This window comes from Paenibacillus dendritiformis, assembly GCF_021654795.1.
Lineage (GTDB): Bacteria > Bacillota > Bacilli > Paenibacillales > Paenibacillaceae > Paenibacillus_B.
Window position 1 is genome coordinate 6,353,205 of the sequence record NZ_AP025344.1, and the last position, 14,665, is coordinate 6,367,869.

A 14,665-nucleotide genomic window follows, 5' to 3' on the forward strand; every position below is an offset into this window, starting at 1 on the left:
CTTCTGAAGCGGGAGTTTTTTGTTCCGGAAGGCCCCGCTCTGTCCGCAGATGCGGTCTATGATATAATACGTGTACATTACAACGCGCGTAAGAAATCATTGACGCAGCGGCAACCTTTGGATTCGGATGGGCGGGAGACGAGCATGGAGCGTACAACAGGAAGGCATGTCGTATCCGGCGCCTTGATGCTGGGCGCGGCGGCAGTGCTGTCGAAGATCATCGGCACGCTGCAGAAAATTCCGCTGCAGAACATCGGGGGCGACGGTGTCTTCGGCATTTACAACGCCGTGTATCCCTTCTATGTGCTGCTGATGGTCATCGCCTCGGCAGGCATCCCTGTCGCCGTGGCCCGTCTCGTCGCCGAATGCGAAGCGGCGGGGGACAAGCAGGGTTCGGCCCGCGTGCTGTACGCCTCCTGCCTTCTGATGAGCTTCACCGGCCTGCTCGGCTTCCTCGTCTTGACCTGGGGAGCCGAGACGGTCGCTTCCTGGATCGGCAACCGCCATACCGTCCCGGCGATTCGCAGCTCGGCCTTCGCGCTGCTCGTGATGCCGCTGGCCGCCGCCCTGCGGGGCTATGATCAGGGGCGCGGACGGATGGAATCGACGGCCGTCTCGCAGGTGGCGGAACAAACCGGCCGGGTAGCGGTCATGATCGCGCTTCTGCTCTACTATGTGAGCCGGGAAGCGCCGGAGGAGACGATTGCGGCCGGCGCCACCTTCGGCTCGTTCGCGGGCGGCGTGTGCGGCTTGGCGGCGATGGCCTGCTTCCGGTGGAAGGAGCGCCGTTCCGCCGCTCGGGAAGCCCGGGCCGTAGCGGTGCTGCCTGGTCCGAAGGATGCGGAGCTGCCCGGCTCGGCGAGGGGAGACCTGTCCGCCCCGCCAGCTTCGGCGACAACCGGCGCCTGGATGCGGCGGCTGGCCTGGACGGCCCTGCCGATTTGCCTCGGCGCGATCGTGATGCCTGCCGTGAATGTCGTAGATGTGTTCACGGTGCCGCGCCTCCTGGCCCAGCACGGGCTCGGCGAGGCCGGCGCGCTGGCGGAGTTCGGCGTCTACAGCCGCGCCTTCCCGCTGGTCCAGCTCGTGACGATGGTCGCCAGCTCGCTCGCGGTCGGCCTCGTGCCGGCCGTGGCCGCCGCCGCGCGCCGCGATGCCGCCCAACTGCGGGAGCTGCTGGCGTCGGCGCTGCGCTGGACCTGGCTGATCGGCTGGGCCGCGGCGGCGGGGCTGATCGCCTTGGCCGAGCCGATCAATGTGGCGCTCTACACGGATGCCGCCGGGATGACGGCTTTCGTGTGGATCGCGTCGACGGCGGTCAGCGGCGTGCTGCAGGCCGTGACCGCCGCGCTGCTGCAGGGCATGGGGGCCGTGCGCGCCCCTGCCCTGATTTTGCTGTTCGCCGCCGGCGTGAAGGCGGCGCTCAATCTGTGGCTGGTCCCGGTCTATGGCATCGCCGGGGCCGCCATCAGCGCGTCCGCCTCGCTCGCGCTCGCCGCGGCGCTGAATGCGGCCGCGCTGAGCCGCGCCAGCGGCCTGCGCTTCGCCGCCTGGGGCGCCCGCACCGCGCGGCTGGCGCTGGCGCTCGCCGTCATGGCCGCGGCGGCGCGCCTCGCCGCGCTTGCCCCGGCGGCGCTCGGCCTGGGCGGCCGCACAGGCGCCCTGCTCGCGGTGGCCGGCGGCGTACCGCTCGGCGCGCTTATTTTCGCCGGGCTGGGACTGGGGCTCGGCCTCGTGCGGCCGCAGGAGCTGGCCGCCCTGCCGCGCATCGGCCCGGCGGTGGCCCGAATCGCGGCCAAGATCGCGCCGCGGAACAGATAACGGACGGTTCTCCCCGGGGAGAACCTCGACACGAAGGAGGCATTCCCATGTCAGGAACAATCACGGTCGTCGGGCTCGGCTCCGGCGACGCCGGACAGCTGTCGCTGGACGCATGGAACCGGCTCCGCCGGGCGGAGCGGCTGTATGTGCGTACGGAGCGCCATCCGGTAATGTCGCTGCTGCAGGAAGAAGGGACGGCGTACCGTTCATTCGACGAGGTATACGAAGCGAAGGACGATTTCCCGGCGGTGTACGAGGAGATTACCCGGACGTTAATCGGGGCGGCGCACGATGGCGGTTCGGTCGTCTACGCCGTGCCGGGCCATCCGATGGTGGCGGAGGCCACCGTGAAGCTGCTGGCCGAACGATGCCCGGCCGAAGGCATCCGGCTCGAGATTCGGGGCGGCGAGAGCTTCCTGGATCAAGCCTTCATCCGGCTCGGCTTCGACCCGATCGAAGGCTTCCAGCTGCTCGACGCGAGCGGACTGAAGCGATACATGCTCAATCCCCGGTTGCACACCGTTATCGGACAAGTGTATGATACGTTTACGGCTTCCGAAGTGAAGCTGGGCTTGATGGAAGTATATCCGGACGATTACGAGGTCATCGCGGCCCATGCGCTCGGCGTCGAGGGGCAGGAGGAGATCCGCCGCGTGCCGCTGTACGAGCTGGATCGGCTGGAGGGCTATGGCAACCTGTCGCTTATCTACGTGCCGCGTTCGGAGGCGGACGAGGTGCTGAACGGCACGTTCGACAAGCTGCACGAGATCGTGGCGACGCTGCGCAGTCCCGAAGGCTGTCCGTGGGATCGGGAGCAGACGCATCAGTCGATTCGCAAAAACTTCATCGAAGAGACCTACGAGGTGCTGGAAACGATCGACGATGACGATCCCGTCGGCATGGAGGAGGAACTGGGCGACGTCCTGCTCCAGATCATGCTGCATGCCCAAATGGAGGAAGAGACAGGGACCTTCTCGGCATATGATGTCATTCGGGGCCTGAACGAGAAGCTCATCTTCCGCCATCCTCACGTGTTCGGGGACAAGGCGGCCGCCGATTCGGAATCGGCGCTCCGCAATTGGGAGCAGATGAAGGCCGAGGAGAAGCGGCGCAAGGGACGCGGCGCGGAACGCACGTCCGTATTGGACGGGGTGCCGCGCGATTTGCCGGCGTTGATGAAGGCCCGCGAGCTGCAGCATAAAGCGGCCAAGGTCGGCTTCGACTGGGATCGGATCGAGGATGTACTTGACAAACTGGCCGAAGAATTGCAAGAATTGCGAGAGGCGATCAGAATGGCAGAGACGGCGAAGGGCGGGGAGAAGCACCGTGCGCATGCCGTAGAGGAGCTGGGAGACGTGCTGTTCGCGGCAGTAAATGCGGCAAGATTTCTGGGAGCCGACCCGGAAGAAGCGTTGACGGGAACGAACCGCAAATTTATTCGCCGTTTTCAATATATTGAGGAACAGCTTCGTATAAACGGCAAATCTTTTGACCAGACTGATTTACTAGAAATGGAGAAGTGGTGGCAGGAAGCGAAGCTGCTGAAGCCTTGACCGGAGCGGTCGGCGGCCTAATAACCCTATTTTTCGTCAAAATATGAAAAAGTGCCGTAACCGGGGAGGATTTTACTCGCAAAGCAAGAATACATACATGCGAGAATACAACATGGATTGTATTTTGCGACTCCGGCATCAGCCCGCGAGCCAACACACTCTATTGAATGACTAATAGGATTGGGAGGCCAATAAACATGAACAAAACAGATTTGATCAACAACATCTCGGAGAAAAGCGGATTGACCAAAAAAGACGTAGAAGCGGTATTGAACGGCTTCTTCGGCGAAGTTACCGACGCATTGTCCAAAGGAGACAAAGTGCAACTGATTGGATTCGGCACATTCGAGACTCGCAAGCGCGCTGGCCGCACGGGCCGCAACCCGCAAACGGGCAACACCATCGAAATTCCGGAATCGACAGTTCCGGCATTCAAAGCGGGCAACAAGCTTAAAGAAGCTGTAAAATAATGCGTCTCGACAAATTCCTGAAGGTTTCGCGGCTCATTAAGCGGCGCACCGTAGCCAAAGATGTGTCCGAACAGGGACGCGTCATGTTGAACGGCCGCGAAGCGAAGCCGAGCGCGACCGTCAAGGTGGGAGACGAGATTACGGTTCAGTTCGGGCAGAAGCTCGTCACTGTCCGAATCGAGCGTCTTCAGGAGACGACGAAGAAGGAAGAAGCGGCGGGAATGTACACGCTGCTGAAGGAAGAGCCTATTCCGCGATCGCAGGATCTGGAATGGTAATCGCCAAGAATCCATCAAGAACGGCCCTTTCCCGACAACGGGGGAGGGCCGTTCTTGCGCTTGCATGAAGGCGGTCCTCGGCTGGCTTCGTATCTATGGCTGAGCCTTGACGTCCAGGAGGAGGCCTTCCGGGTAAGCGGAACAGGCGGCCGAAGGAGGGACAAGAGGGAAAATAAGCCTTTGAATCTCACCCTCCCGTTTCCTATAATAGACGTATAACCAAATACATTCCGCCGGTAGCCCGGCGGGAGAGGTTCGCAATCTCCCTCTATAAAAAACTAAGGCTGACAGCATCCGCATGGGTATGGCTTTCCCTTGGTGTTGTCTTTTTTTGTGCTTATGGAGGCGGGGGAAGCGGCGCAGGCCGTCGCCCCTGCTTCGAATGGACCGATGCACATGCCTTCGTCTTGTTCTGTAGAGGAATAAGAAGGGATGGACACAGGATGAATGATGCAATGAACCGCAAGGAAGCTGCCGCGGAGCGGGCGGCGGGCGAAGCCGTCATGGGCAAGCCGCAGGAGAAGGCGGTCGTCGTCTTCAGCGGCGGGCAGGACAGCACGACTTGCCTGTTCTGGGCCCTGGAGCGATTCGATGCGGTCGAGACGGTGACGTTCGACTACGGACAGCGCCACCGCAGCGAGCTGGAGCATGCGAAGCGGATTGCAGCCAAGCTGCAGGTGCCGAATCGCGCGTTCGATATGACGCTGCTCAATCAACTGGCGCCGAATGCGCTTACCCGGGCCGATATCGACATCGCCCAGGAGGAGGGCGAGCTCCCCAACACGTTCGTCGAGGGGCGCAATCTGCTTTTCTTCTCGTTCGCCGCGATCTACGCGAAGCAGATCGGCGCGCGGCATATCGTGACGGGCGTCTGCGAGACCGACTTCAGCGGTTATCCCGATTGCCGGGACGTCTTTGTGAAGTCGCTGAACGTCACGCTTAATCTGGCGATGGACTATGGCTTCGTCCTTCATACGCCGCTCATGTGGCTGAACAAGGCCGAGACCTGGCGTCTGGCGGACGAACTGGGGGCGTTCGACTTCGTGCGCACGGAGACGGTGACCTGCTATAACGGGCTCCCGGGCGAAGGCTGCGGCGAATGCCCGTCCTGCAAGCTGCGGCGGGCCGGATTGGAGAGCTATCTCGCCGAGAGAGCGCAGAAGGCGGGGGCCGGAGCATGAACAGACCGGGCCCGTTCCGCATCGTCGAGAAGCTGCAGCAATACGGAACCGATATAACCCGCGAGTCGCTGCGCTACCATCAGCGCCGCGTACTCGTCAGCAAAGAATTCGCCTTCGACGCGGCGCATCATCTGCACGCCTACGAAGGCAAATGCAAGAACCTCCACGGCCATACGTACAAAGCCGTGTTCGGGCTGAGCGGATATCCGGACGACATCGGCATCGCGCTTGATTTCGGAGACATCAAGGAGATTTGGAAGGATCGAATGGAGCCCTATCTCGATCACCGCTATTTGAACGAGACGCTGCCTCCGATGAATACGACCGCGGAGAATATGGTCGTCTGGCTATATGAACAGATGAGCGCCGCGCTGGCCGAGGAGCCGTACCGCACCCGATGCGAAGGCGGGCGGGTCGAGTTCGTCCGTCTCTACGAGACGCCGACCAGCTATGCCGAAGCGAGACGGGAGTGGATGGAGCGATGACGATACCGGTGCTTGAACTGTTCGGGCCGACGGTACAGGGCGAAGGCATGCTGGTCGGCCGGAAGACGATGTTCGTCCGGACGGCTGGCTGTGACTACCGCTGCTCCTGGTGCGATTCCGCCTTCACGTGGGACGGATCGGCGAAGGAGGAGATTCGCAGCCTGACGGCGGAAGACATCCTGCGGGAGCTGAACGCGCTCGCCGCCGGCCGCTTCGATCATGTCACGATCTCGGGCGGCAATCCCGTCCTGATTCCCGGCATCGGCGAGCTTGTTCGCCTGCTGGGAGAGCACGGCATTCGCACCGCGGTCGAGACGCAGGGCTCGCGGTGGCAGGATTGGCTGCTGGACATCGATGACGTCACGCTCTCGCCGAAGCCGCCCAGCTCCGGCATGAACACCGATGAAGCGCGGCTCGATCAGATCGTGAGCCGGCTGCGGGATCGCGCGGACCGGAAGGGGCTGTGCCTGAAGATCGTCGTCTTCGACGAGCGGGATCTCGCGTATGCTATTCACATGCATGAGCGTTACCCGGACATTCCGTTCGTCCTCCAGACGGGAAATGACGATGTGCGGAGCTCGGATGACCGCGAGCTGATCCGGAAGCTGCTCGGCCGGTATGAATGGCTGATCGATCAGGTCGCGGCCGATCCGCGTCTGAACCGGGTGCGGGTGCTGCCGCAGCTTCACACGCTCGTATGGGGCAACCGACGCGGCGTATGACGCGGCCAGCCGGCCTGTCGTCAGGCCGACCGGACAGGACTCGCCCCGGCGCGGAGCCGGAACGGTTATACATGAAGCAGAAAGAACCGATAAAGAAGGGGAGGCAAATCGCATGGCAGGGAGGAACGAAGCCGAATTGCAGCTGAAGCATCTCGGAGGGAAGACGGAATACGCGACCGACTACGCGCCGCATGTGCTGGAGGCGTTCGACAATAAGCATCCGAATCGCGATTATTTCGTCAAATTCAACTGTCCCGAGTTCACCAGTCTTTGTCCGATGACGGGGCAGCCGGACTTCGCGACGATGTACATCAGTTACATTCCGGACCGGAAGTGCGTCGAGAGCAAATCGCTGAAGCTGTATATGTTCAGCTTCCGCAATCATGGCGACTTCCACGAGGATTGCGTCAATATCATTATGAACGATCTGATCGAGCTGCTCGATCCGAAATATATCGAGGTATGGGGCAAGTTCACGCCGCGCGGCGGCATTTCTATCGATCCGTACTGCAATTACGGCCGTCCCGGCACGAAATACGAAGAGATGGCGGCTTATCGCCTGACGAATCATGATCTGTACCCGGAAACGGTCGACAACCGGTAATAGAGGCGGAACAATAAATCTGGTTAGATCCCCCGCTGCTATAGAATTATTGGAAGAGTGGCCGCGTTGAAGTTCTATTCCGGCATTCCCTTCATAAGCTAGTGTTGAGAAGGAGGTACATGCCATGATGGAACTGAACAAGCCAACGGCCAAGCGCCAGGAGATTAAAATGGTCAACCGCAAGCTGCTGGAGATTAGCGGGGTCAGCAAAGTGGAAAGCTTCGACAGCGAGGAGTTCCTGCTTGATACCGAGTGCGGGTTCCTGACGATACGCGGCCACAATCTTCATATCAAAAACTTGAGCCTTGAACAAGGACAAGTCGCCATTGAAGGCACGGTCAACTCCCTGACCTACCTGGATGCGAGCTCACACGATAAATCCAAAGGCTTCTTCGGGAAGTTATTCAAGTGAGTCTATACGTACAATGGACGACCATGCTGCTCATGATGCTGAGCGGCTTGGCGCTGGGCATCGTATTTGACGGCTACCGCGTCGTAGCGGGACAATTCCGTTTCCCTCGGTGGACGGTTCCGCTGCTGGATTTGATGTATTGGCTGGCTGCGACGCTGTTCGTGTTTCAGATGCTCGTGAAGGGCAATCAGGGAGAGCTTCGATTTTACGTCTTTCTTGGCCTGGCCGCCGGGGCGTGGTTGTATGTCATCCTTCTCAGCAAGGTCACGGTCGCCATCGTGACGTGGCTCGTACGGGCCATATTGGCCATCTCCCGGTTCATCCGCCGGTGTCTCTATGTTGTGCTCGTGCTGCCGGTCAAGGGCTTATGGATCTTTACAAAAGGTCTAGGCGCGTTTTTGCTGTCGGCCGCTATGTTCATCGGAAAAATTGTGCTACAATGTGTTAAGCCGCTATGGTTGCTGGTCCGATGGATTTTCCGGCCGCTCATCCTCCCGATCTGGGAACGGTTGGGGATGACGGAACGGCTTTGCCGGATCAAGGAGAAGGTATTTTCTGGTATGCGTCGAATGAATCAATGGGTGGCATCGGGAAGAGCGAAGGCGGCTCGTCTGCTGCGCCTGTTTCATCATAAGAAGTAACGGGTAATTCGTTTATCCGACTCTATCGAAAATGGGGGTGTGCGTATGTCTGCGTCCCGGACACCGGACCGTACTCGTGAGAACAAAATGGCGGGAGCCAAGCGAAGATTGCGATTGTGGATGGGGTTTATGGTGGTGTTTGCGGGGTGGGGACTGTATACGTACATCGACCAGGCTGCTGCCATTGAGGGGCTCAAAGCCGATTATCAGGTTCAGGAGAAGAAGAAGCAGGATGCCGAGCTGACGCGGAACGAGGTTCAGCAGGAAGTCGATCGCCTGAATACGACGGAATATATTCTTCAGATTGCGAGAAGTCAAGGGATGCTGCTTCCGGACGAAGTCCTTATCCGCAAGCACGAGGAATAGGCGCCATATCGGGACAACCGTCGGTTGACCACTTGGTGCGGTTACAGTATAATCACGACATAAGCATTGCTTTCGGTAACGAAGCGGTGTGCCGTTTAACATTTTAAGGGAGGAACATTTTATTCTATGACAATCGAAGTGGGCACCAAGTTACAAGGCAAGGTGACAGGCATTACGCATTTTGGGGCGTTCGTTGATCTGTCGGGAGGTGTCACGGGACTGGTTCACATCTCTGAAATTGCCGATAACTATGTCAAGGACGTGAATGACCATTTGAAGATTGACGATATCGTCACGGTCAAAGTAATTAACGTCGACAAGGACGGCAAGATTGGCTTGTCTATCAAGCAGACAGTGGATAAGCCAGCATCGGAGCAGAGACCGCCAAGAGGACCTCGTCAAGACCGTCCGAGAGACGGGGGAGGAAGAGGCGGCTTTGGTAACCGCGACCGGGGTGGCCGCAAGCCTAATTTCGCTTCTTTTGAGGATAAAATGTCGCGCTTCCTTAAAGACAGTGAAGAGCGCATCTCGTCTTTGAAAAAGAACACGGAATCCAAGCGCGGAGGCCGTGGCGCACGCCGCATGTAATAGATGACCAAGTTAACGAAGCCGCAGACCGGGAACCCGGTGGTGCGGCTTTTTTGCTTGTCGGGCTGCGGTTCTTCCGGTCTGGTTCAGGGCGGAATGCCGGGCGGGCGAATGCAATCCTGCAAATCTGCAGCATTTTCCTTCATTTCATAGCCTGTGGGCTAGCATTGATGCAAAAATACATCATTTTGCTCCTAATTTCCGGGATTTGGGCTGAAATGGAACAAATTGATGCACTATTGCAGGATTCGATTTTTGCACAACGGCCTTCAACCGAAATCCTGCAAATCTGCAGCAATCAGGATAGGATGAACCGGACTCGCCCTCTTCCCCGGCCGGGTCGGCCCCTACGGAACGCCGTCTCGGGCTGACTTCGGCACTTCGGCAGGCTCTGCCACCGGTTCCTGCGATTCCCGGGACTTGCCCCTGGGGCCTGCACCGGTACCGCGCGGCTCCCACACTGGGGTCTGGCGACCCGCCTGAGGAGTGTGCACTCCCACAGCGGGATCCGGCGACCCGCCTGAGCCCCGCGCAGATCCCACACTGGGATCCGGCGACCCGCCTGAGTTCTGAGCCAGCGTCCGCAATGGTTTTTGGCCTCCCGGCCTCCCGATCGTGCTCCCCCGCTTTCACGACAGCTTCCGCCGCGCGCCATTCGCGCCCGCAGTCTCCACATTGTGACGGAATGGCAGATTCATCGCATTCATTTTTCCATCGCCACTATTTTTGTCAACCGTCGGGATGGTTACGACATGTTCTTACGCTATTCCGTATCCTTTCCCCTTATTTCCGAACGGCGGGCAACTCCAGCACTGCAAAAAAATGACAACCGTTCAGTCGTCCCCATGCCGGCTTACACCGGGCGAGCCCTTGCGCGCACAGGCTTGTCCGTTTTCTCGCGCCCGGCTCAACTGATGTCGGAAATTTTTTTGGACGGGACTCCTTTTTCTGACAAACTATTTCCAGTTCCTTCTCTATAATGAGAGGCACACATTTCAGAGAATAGGTGGTGCTTGGCATGAGTAAGACAAAGGTGATTCCATTTCCGAAGAAAGGCTGGCAGAGCGGGGGGCAAGGTGAGGGCGAATGGGGCCTCCCACATAACAAATGGCGGCTGGAACGATTCAAGCGGGTGCTTGGCACGCGGAAATGGACCTTCATGTTTGTACTTATCGGGTTTCTGCTGGGACGGGCCATGATCTTAAATGAGCTGTTTCCGTTCGCCGCTGCGTTTTTCGCGGTTGTCTATTTTACGCGGCGCGAGCTGGCAACCTGGGTAGGGACGGCGCTGCTGGCCGGAAGCTTGTTCGCGCCGGAGCAGATCTCGCTCATGATGGGCATGCAGCTGCTGCTGATCGTACTGATGTACCGCGGCTTGAAAGCGTATGAACGGACCGATATGAACATGGCGCCGATCATCGTATTCGCCGCCACGCTGCTCGTCAAGCTGTTCGTGACCTTTATGTCGACATCACTGACCTGGTACGCCCTCGTGATGGATATGACGGATGCCGTGCTCGGACTCGTCCTGACCCTCGTGTTTATACAAGCATTGCCCGTTCTGACGATGAGTAAACGCAATTATACGCTGCGGGTGGAGGAAATGATCTGCCTGATGATTCTTCTCGCCTCCATTATGACCGGCGCCGTAGGGTGGACCGTCCAGTCGCTGCAGATCGATCACATCATCTCCCGCTATTTCGTGCTGCTGTTCGCCCTGGTCGGCGGAGCCCCGCTTGGCGCTTCGGTCGGCGTCGTGCTTGGCTTGATTCTCGGCTTGGCCGAGCCGAACTCGCTGACGCAGATGAGCGTGCTGGCCTTTGCCGGGTTGCTCGCCGGACTGCTGAAGGACGGCAAGCGCTGGGCCGTGGCCTTCGGCATGCTGCTCGGGACGGCGATTCTGTCCGTCTACCTCGGGCCTCCTATGGAGGTGATGGCATCGACCTGGGAGACGATCGCCGCGGCGGCGCTGTTTTTGCTTACTCCTAAATCGATATGCGCGACCCTGGCCAAATATGTGCCGGGAACGAACGAGCATACGAAATCGCAGCATGAATATGCGAAGCGGATGCGCGATTTGACGGCGGAACGGGTGACCCAGTTCTCGGAGGTGTTCCGGCAGCTGTCCAGCAGCTTCAAGCAGACCGCCCATACCGGCGAACCTCCGACAGCGGAAGAGGAGCGCAGCCGGATGATCGAGACGGTGACGGCGTCCACCTGTCTCGGCTGCCCGCGGCAGCAGGCCTGCTGGAACCATAAGCCGCTCCAGACGATGACGATGATGAACCAGATGATGAGCAAGATTGAGCAGGATACCGAGATGGTCTCCTACAAGGAGAAGCAGCTGCCCCAGACGTGGAGGAGCCACTGCATGAAGGCGCCGAAAGTGCTTGCCCTGATGAGGGAGCATCTGATCAGGCGGGCGCTGGACGAGCATTGGCAGAAGCAGATTTTGGACAGCCGCCATTTCGTGGCCGATCAATTGGCTGGCGTCTCTCAGGTAATGGATGATCTAGCCCGCGAAATCCGGCGCGAAGGACGCGAGCTGTTCATGCAGGAGGAGCAGATTCGGCAGGCGATGGAGGAGCTCGGACTGTCCGTGCACCGCGTCGATATTTTATCGCTGGATCCCGGACGGATCGAGATTGAGATGGTTCATTCCTTCACCGACGGCTATGATGAGTGCCGGAAGCTCATTGCGCCGCTACTGTCGGATATATTGGGCGAGCATATCGCAGTCAGAAAGGAGAGGTTAACCGGAACCGACGGGCATGGCATGGTCACCTTCGTCTCGGCGAAGGCATTCGAGGTGGAGACCGGCATGGCCGGGGCCGCCAAAGGAGGGGATATGCTGTCAGGAGACAGCTTCAGCGCGCTGGAGCTCGGCAGCGGGAAGTATGCGGTTGCGCTGAGCGACGGGATGGGCAACGGCGAGCGGGCCCGCATGGAGAGCAGCACAGCCTTGAATCTTTTGTCCCAATTCCTGCAATCGGGAATTGATGAGAAGCTGGCGATTCAGTCCGTCAATTCCGTGCTGGCGCTGCGATCGCCAGACGAGATCTACGCGACAGTCGATATGGCGATCATCGATCTGTATTCCGCCAAGACAACGTTCATGAAGAGCGGGTCCACGCCCAGCTTCATCAAGAGCGGCAAAGACGTCCGCTTAGTATCCGGCAGTAACTTGCCGATAGGTATTATACAGGATATCGACTTCGAGCTGATTGATTCCGCCTTGCAGCCGGGAGATATCTTGATCATGATGACGGATGGTATTTTCGATGCTCCCGGGCCGGCCGTTAATAAGGAGATGTGGATGAAGCGGCTGATCAGCGAGATGGAGACGGACGACCCGCAGGAGATTGCCGATCTTCTCCTGGAGACCGTCATCCGTCATGCCAGCGGCCATATCGATGACGACATGACCGTCGTCGTGACGCGAGTTGCCCGCCATCAGCCGCAATGGGCGACGCTGCACTGGAATGGGCATGACCGTGTCGAGCGGCCGCTGACAGTCAGCTAATCTCTCGGCCGCGGCTTCTGACTTTCCGCCTCCCGTATGGCCAGCGGGGGTGTAAACTCTCTTTTCCTTGGAAATACTAGAAGAGGTAGTTCAAAAGGTCCGTGCCGCTTCGGGCTCCGGCGACCTTCTTGGCGCTGAAAACCGGCCTTTTTGAACTCGTACTCGTGCTAGATTCGGTGAAGAGAGGATGTGCGGAATCGAAATGAAGCAAATTCTACTGATAACCGATGGCTGCTCCAATGTGGGCATTCAGCCTGCCGTTGCCGCCGCGGAAGCGCGGGAGCGGGGGATCTCGGTTAACGTCGTCGGCATTGTGGATTACGGAACGATAGGCGAGCTTGGAGCGCGGGAGATCGACGAGATTGCCCGTGCCGGAGGAGGGATAAGCCGTATTGTCCAGTCGCACCAGCTGTCGCAGACGGTCCAGATGATGACGCGCAAGACGGTGGTGCAGACGATTCATCAGGCCGTGAACAAGGAACTGCGTCAAATATTCGGAGCCGAGCAGAACGTCGAATTCGAGGCCCTTCCGCCGGAGCAGCGATCGGAAGTGGTGCGCGTCATGGACGAACTGAGCGAGAATTCGCCGCTGCGCGTCGCTCTGCTCATCGATGCGAGCGCAAGCATGAAGCGGAAGCTCCCGGCAGTAGAGGAGGCGATACGGGATCTGATGCTGAGCCTTCAGGCTAGAGCGGGCAAAAGCGAGTTGAGCGTGTTCCATTTCCCCGGACCTTACGGCGGAGAAGAGGCCGTGCTGGATATGGAATGGACCGACGATCTCAGCCGCGCGAAGCGGTTGTTCCAGCGGTTGAATATGCGGGGAACGACCCCGACGGGACCTGCCCTCTTGAAAGTGATCGACTATTATCAATATGATGGAGGCAAGGCGAATCAGGATCGCGACCTGGCGTCGCACGCCTCAGACGGAACAGGAACGGATGGGATGTGGAGTGACTACATCGTATAACATAGAGACCGAACAGCATCATGCGCAGGCAGCGGCGCTTCGCGTTGAAGCGGGAACCGTGCTGCAGGGAGTGTGGAACGGGCGCGTCTACCGAATTGAGCGACGGCTTGGCCGCGGGGCCAACGGAGTCGTGTATTTGGTGACTTATCTTCCGCCTGCGGCGCAGGCGCGCGGAGGGCGGACCGCTGCCTATGCGCTGAAGATGGGAATGAACTCGGTCGATCTTCAGTCCGAGATTAATGCGCTGCGGACATGGGAGAAGGGACGGCAAGCGGAGTGGGGGCGCACGGGCCGCCATCATGCCCGGCCCTTTCTCGTCGATAACGATGATTGCGATCTGCACGGCAGACGCATCCCGTTCTATGTGATGCGGTATGTACCCGGGGTGAGTCTGCGCAAGTTCATTTATAAGCATGGGCCGGAATGGTATGGCGTGGTGGGAGGACGCTTGCTGGAAAAGCTCAGGCAACTGCACCGGCAGGGGCTTGTCTTTGGCGATCTGAAGGCGGAGAACGTGCTGGTGAACGATAACGGAGAGGTTGAATTGATCGATTACGGCGGTCTGACCTCCACCGGGAAGAGCGTCAAGCAATTCACGGAATTGTATGATCGAGGGTATTGGCATGCCGGATCGCGCACCGCCGATTTCCAGTATGATCTGTTCTCGTTCGCCGTCATGACGATTCAGATGATGGCCGAGCGGGAGCTTCGGGAACGGATCAAGACAACGCTCCCGCAGACGCGCGATATCAAGGATCTGATCGAGATCGCCCGGACCCATCCCCGAGTGCAGCCGTATGAGTCATGGCTTGCGCCGGCCTTGCGCGGGGAATTCGCTTCTCCGGAGGAGGCCTGCCGTCTGTGGCATGAACGGATACGGAAGCTTCATCGCACCGGCACACCGCTGAACCGCCCCACGCCGTTGTGGCTGAAGTGGTTTTTTGCCGTGTCTGTGCTGCTTTTTGCGGCGAGCATCGCTTTTTGGGCATGGGGTTTCGATTAATGGGACATATTGTGTTATATTGAATTTATACATATATCTTTATGAGGTTCA

The 14,665-nt window shown here is 59.1% G+C and carries 16 protein-coding genes and 1 riboswitch; all 16 genes read left to right on the forward strand.

Annotated features, from left to right (window positions below; all coding sequences use genetic code 11):
* Positions 1 to 144: 144 nt before the first annotated feature.
* Positions 145 to 1,821, forward strand: coding sequence for a polysaccharide biosynthesis protein (locus tag L6439_RS28220; protein WP_213471550.1), 1,677 nt, complete (start codon positions 145 to 147; stop codon positions 1,819 to 1,821).
* A 47-nt stretch (positions 1,822 to 1,868) separates the two neighbouring features.
* Positions 1,869 to 3,374: a bifunctional methyltransferase/pyrophosphohydrolase YabN gene (yabN, locus tag L6439_RS28225; RefSeq protein WP_213471551.1), complete on the forward strand. Its 1,506-nt coding sequence runs from the start codon at positions 1,869 to 1,871 to the stop codon at positions 3,372 to 3,374.
* A 197-nt stretch (positions 3,375 to 3,571) separates the two neighbouring features.
* Positions 3,572 to 3,844 carry an HU family DNA-binding protein gene (locus L6439_RS28230; RefSeq protein WP_006679526.1) on the forward strand — a complete coding sequence of 91 codons (273 nt, stop codon included), beginning with the start codon at positions 3,572 to 3,574 and terminating at the stop codon, positions 3,842 to 3,844.
* Positions 3,844 to 4,122, forward strand: a complete 279-nt coding sequence (locus tag L6439_RS28235; RefSeq protein ID WP_168182866.1) for an RNA-binding S4 domain-containing protein — start codon at positions 3,844 to 3,846, stop codon at positions 4,120 to 4,122. The genes L6439_RS28230 and L6439_RS28235 overlap by 1 nt, the downstream gene beginning before the upstream one ends.
* A 244-nt stretch (positions 4,123 to 4,366) precedes the next feature.
* Positions 4,367 to 4,410: riboswitch (PreQ1 riboswitch) on the forward strand.
* A 215-nt stretch (positions 4,411 to 4,625) separates the two neighbouring features.
* Positions 4,626 to 5,303, forward strand: a complete 678-nt coding sequence (queC, locus tag L6439_RS28240) for a 7-cyano-7-deazaguanine synthase QueC (protein WP_168182872.1) — start codon at positions 4,626 to 4,628, stop codon at positions 5,301 to 5,303.
* A complete protein-coding gene (queD, locus tag L6439_RS28245) occupies positions 5,300 to 5,788 on the forward strand; it encodes a 6-carboxytetrahydropterin synthase QueD (protein ID WP_168182867.1) in 489 nt (162 codons plus the stop codon). The genes queC and queD overlap by 4 nt, the downstream gene beginning before the upstream one ends.
* A complete protein-coding gene (queE, locus tag L6439_RS28250; protein ID WP_213471552.1) occupies positions 5,785 to 6,510 on the forward strand; it encodes a 7-carboxy-7-deazaguanine synthase QueE in 726 nt (241 codons plus the stop codon). Before queD ends, queE begins: the two co-directional genes overlap by 4 nt.
* A 112-nt stretch (positions 6,511 to 6,622) precedes the next feature.
* Positions 6,623 to 7,114 (forward strand): preQ(1) synthase, encoded by a 492-nt coding sequence (gene queF / locus L6439_RS28255; RefSeq protein WP_213471553.1) that lies wholly within the window; start codon positions 6,623 to 6,625, stop codon positions 7,112 to 7,114.
* A 124-nt stretch (positions 7,115 to 7,238) separates the two neighbouring features.
* Positions 7,239 to 7,526, forward strand: a complete 288-nt coding sequence (gene yabP, locus L6439_RS28260; RefSeq protein WP_006679532.1) for a sporulation protein YabP — start codon at positions 7,239 to 7,241, stop codon at positions 7,524 to 7,526.
* Positions 7,523 to 8,167 carry a spore cortex biosynthesis protein YabQ gene (gene yabQ / locus L6439_RS28265; RefSeq protein WP_168182870.1) on the forward strand — a complete coding sequence of 215 codons (645 nt, stop codon included), beginning with the start codon at positions 7,523 to 7,525 and terminating at the stop codon, positions 8,165 to 8,167. The genes yabP and yabQ overlap by 4 nt, the downstream gene beginning before the upstream one ends.
* 45 nt (positions 8,168 to 8,212) lie before the next feature.
* Positions 8,213 to 8,533 (forward strand): FtsB family cell division protein, encoded by a 321-nt coding sequence (locus L6439_RS28270; protein WP_237096677.1) that lies wholly within the window; start codon positions 8,213 to 8,215, stop codon positions 8,531 to 8,533.
* Between the two features lie 126 nt (positions 8,534 to 8,659).
* Positions 8,660 to 9,121, forward strand: coding sequence for a S1 domain-containing RNA-binding protein (locus L6439_RS28275; protein WP_168182871.1), 462 nt, complete (start codon positions 8,660 to 8,662; stop codon positions 9,119 to 9,121).
* A 677-nt stretch (positions 9,122 to 9,798) separates the two neighbouring features.
* The gene (locus L6439_RS28280; RefSeq protein WP_213471554.1) at positions 9,799 to 10,101 is read left to right on the forward strand and encodes a hypothetical protein; all 303 of its coding nucleotides are present in this window, start codon (positions 9,799 to 9,801) and stop codon (positions 10,099 to 10,101) included.
* Between the two features lie 38 nt (positions 10,102 to 10,139).
* On the forward strand, positions 10,140 to 12,644 hold the full coding sequence (spoIIE, locus tag L6439_RS28285) for a stage II sporulation protein E (RefSeq protein ID WP_213471555.1): 2,505 nt from the start codon (positions 10,140 to 10,142) through the stop codon (positions 12,642 to 12,644).
* Between the two features lie 202 nt (positions 12,645 to 12,846).
* Positions 12,847 to 13,611, forward strand: coding sequence for a vWA domain-containing protein (locus L6439_RS28290; RefSeq protein ID WP_213471556.1), 765 nt, complete (start codon positions 12,847 to 12,849; stop codon positions 13,609 to 13,611).
* Between the two features lies 1 nt (position 13,612).
* Positions 13,613 to 14,614 carry a protein kinase domain-containing protein gene (locus L6439_RS28295; RefSeq protein ID WP_213471563.1) on the forward strand — a complete coding sequence of 334 codons (1,002 nt, stop codon included), beginning with the start codon at positions 13,613 to 13,615 and terminating at the stop codon, positions 14,612 to 14,614.
* Positions 14,615 to 14,665 lie beyond the last annotated feature (51 nt).

What these genes read in the sequence shown, in the direction of transcription:
- L6439_RS28220 (WP_213471550.1), top strand. Translation starts at nt 145, where the DNA reads ATGGAGCGTACAACAGGAAGGCATGTCGTATCCGGCGCCTTGATGCTG.
- yabN (WP_213471551.1), top strand. Translation starts at nt 1,869, where the DNA reads ATGTCAGGAACAATCACGGTCGTCGGGCTCGGCTCCGGCGACGCCGGA.
- L6439_RS28230 (WP_006679526.1), top strand. Translation starts at nt 3,572, where the DNA reads ATGAACAAAACAGATTTGATCAACAACATCTCGGAGAAAAGCGGATTG.
- L6439_RS28235 (WP_168182866.1), top strand. Translation starts at nt 3,844, where the DNA reads ATGCGTCTCGACAAATTCCTGAAGGTTTCGCGGCTCATTAAGCGGCGC.
- queC (WP_168182872.1), top strand. Translation starts at nt 4,626, where the DNA reads ATGGGCAAGCCGCAGGAGAAGGCGGTCGTCGTCTTCAGCGGCGGGCAG.
- queD (WP_168182867.1), top strand. Translation starts at nt 5,300, where the DNA reads ATGAACAGACCGGGCCCGTTCCGCATCGTCGAGAAGCTGCAGCAATAC.
- queE (WP_213471552.1), top strand. Translation starts at nt 5,785, where the DNA reads ATGACGATACCGGTGCTTGAACTGTTCGGGCCGACGGTACAGGGCGAA.
- queF (WP_213471553.1), top strand. Translation starts at nt 6,623, where the DNA reads ATGGCAGGGAGGAACGAAGCCGAATTGCAGCTGAAGCATCTCGGAGGG.
- yabP (WP_006679532.1), top strand. Translation starts at nt 7,239, where the DNA reads ATGATGGAACTGAACAAGCCAACGGCCAAGCGCCAGGAGATTAAAATG.
- L6439_RS28270 (WP_237096677.1), top strand. Translation starts at nt 8,213, where the DNA reads ATGTCTGCGTCCCGGACACCGGACCGTACTCGTGAGAACAAAATGGCG.
- L6439_RS28275 (WP_168182871.1), top strand. Translation starts at nt 8,660, where the DNA reads ATGACAATCGAAGTGGGCACCAAGTTACAAGGCAAGGTGACAGGCATT.
- spoIIE (WP_213471555.1), top strand. Translation starts at nt 10,140, where the DNA reads ATGAGTAAGACAAAGGTGATTCCATTTCCGAAGAAAGGCTGGCAGAGC.
- L6439_RS28290 (WP_213471556.1), top strand. Translation starts at nt 12,847, where the DNA reads ATGAAGCAAATTCTACTGATAACCGATGGCTGCTCCAATGTGGGCATT.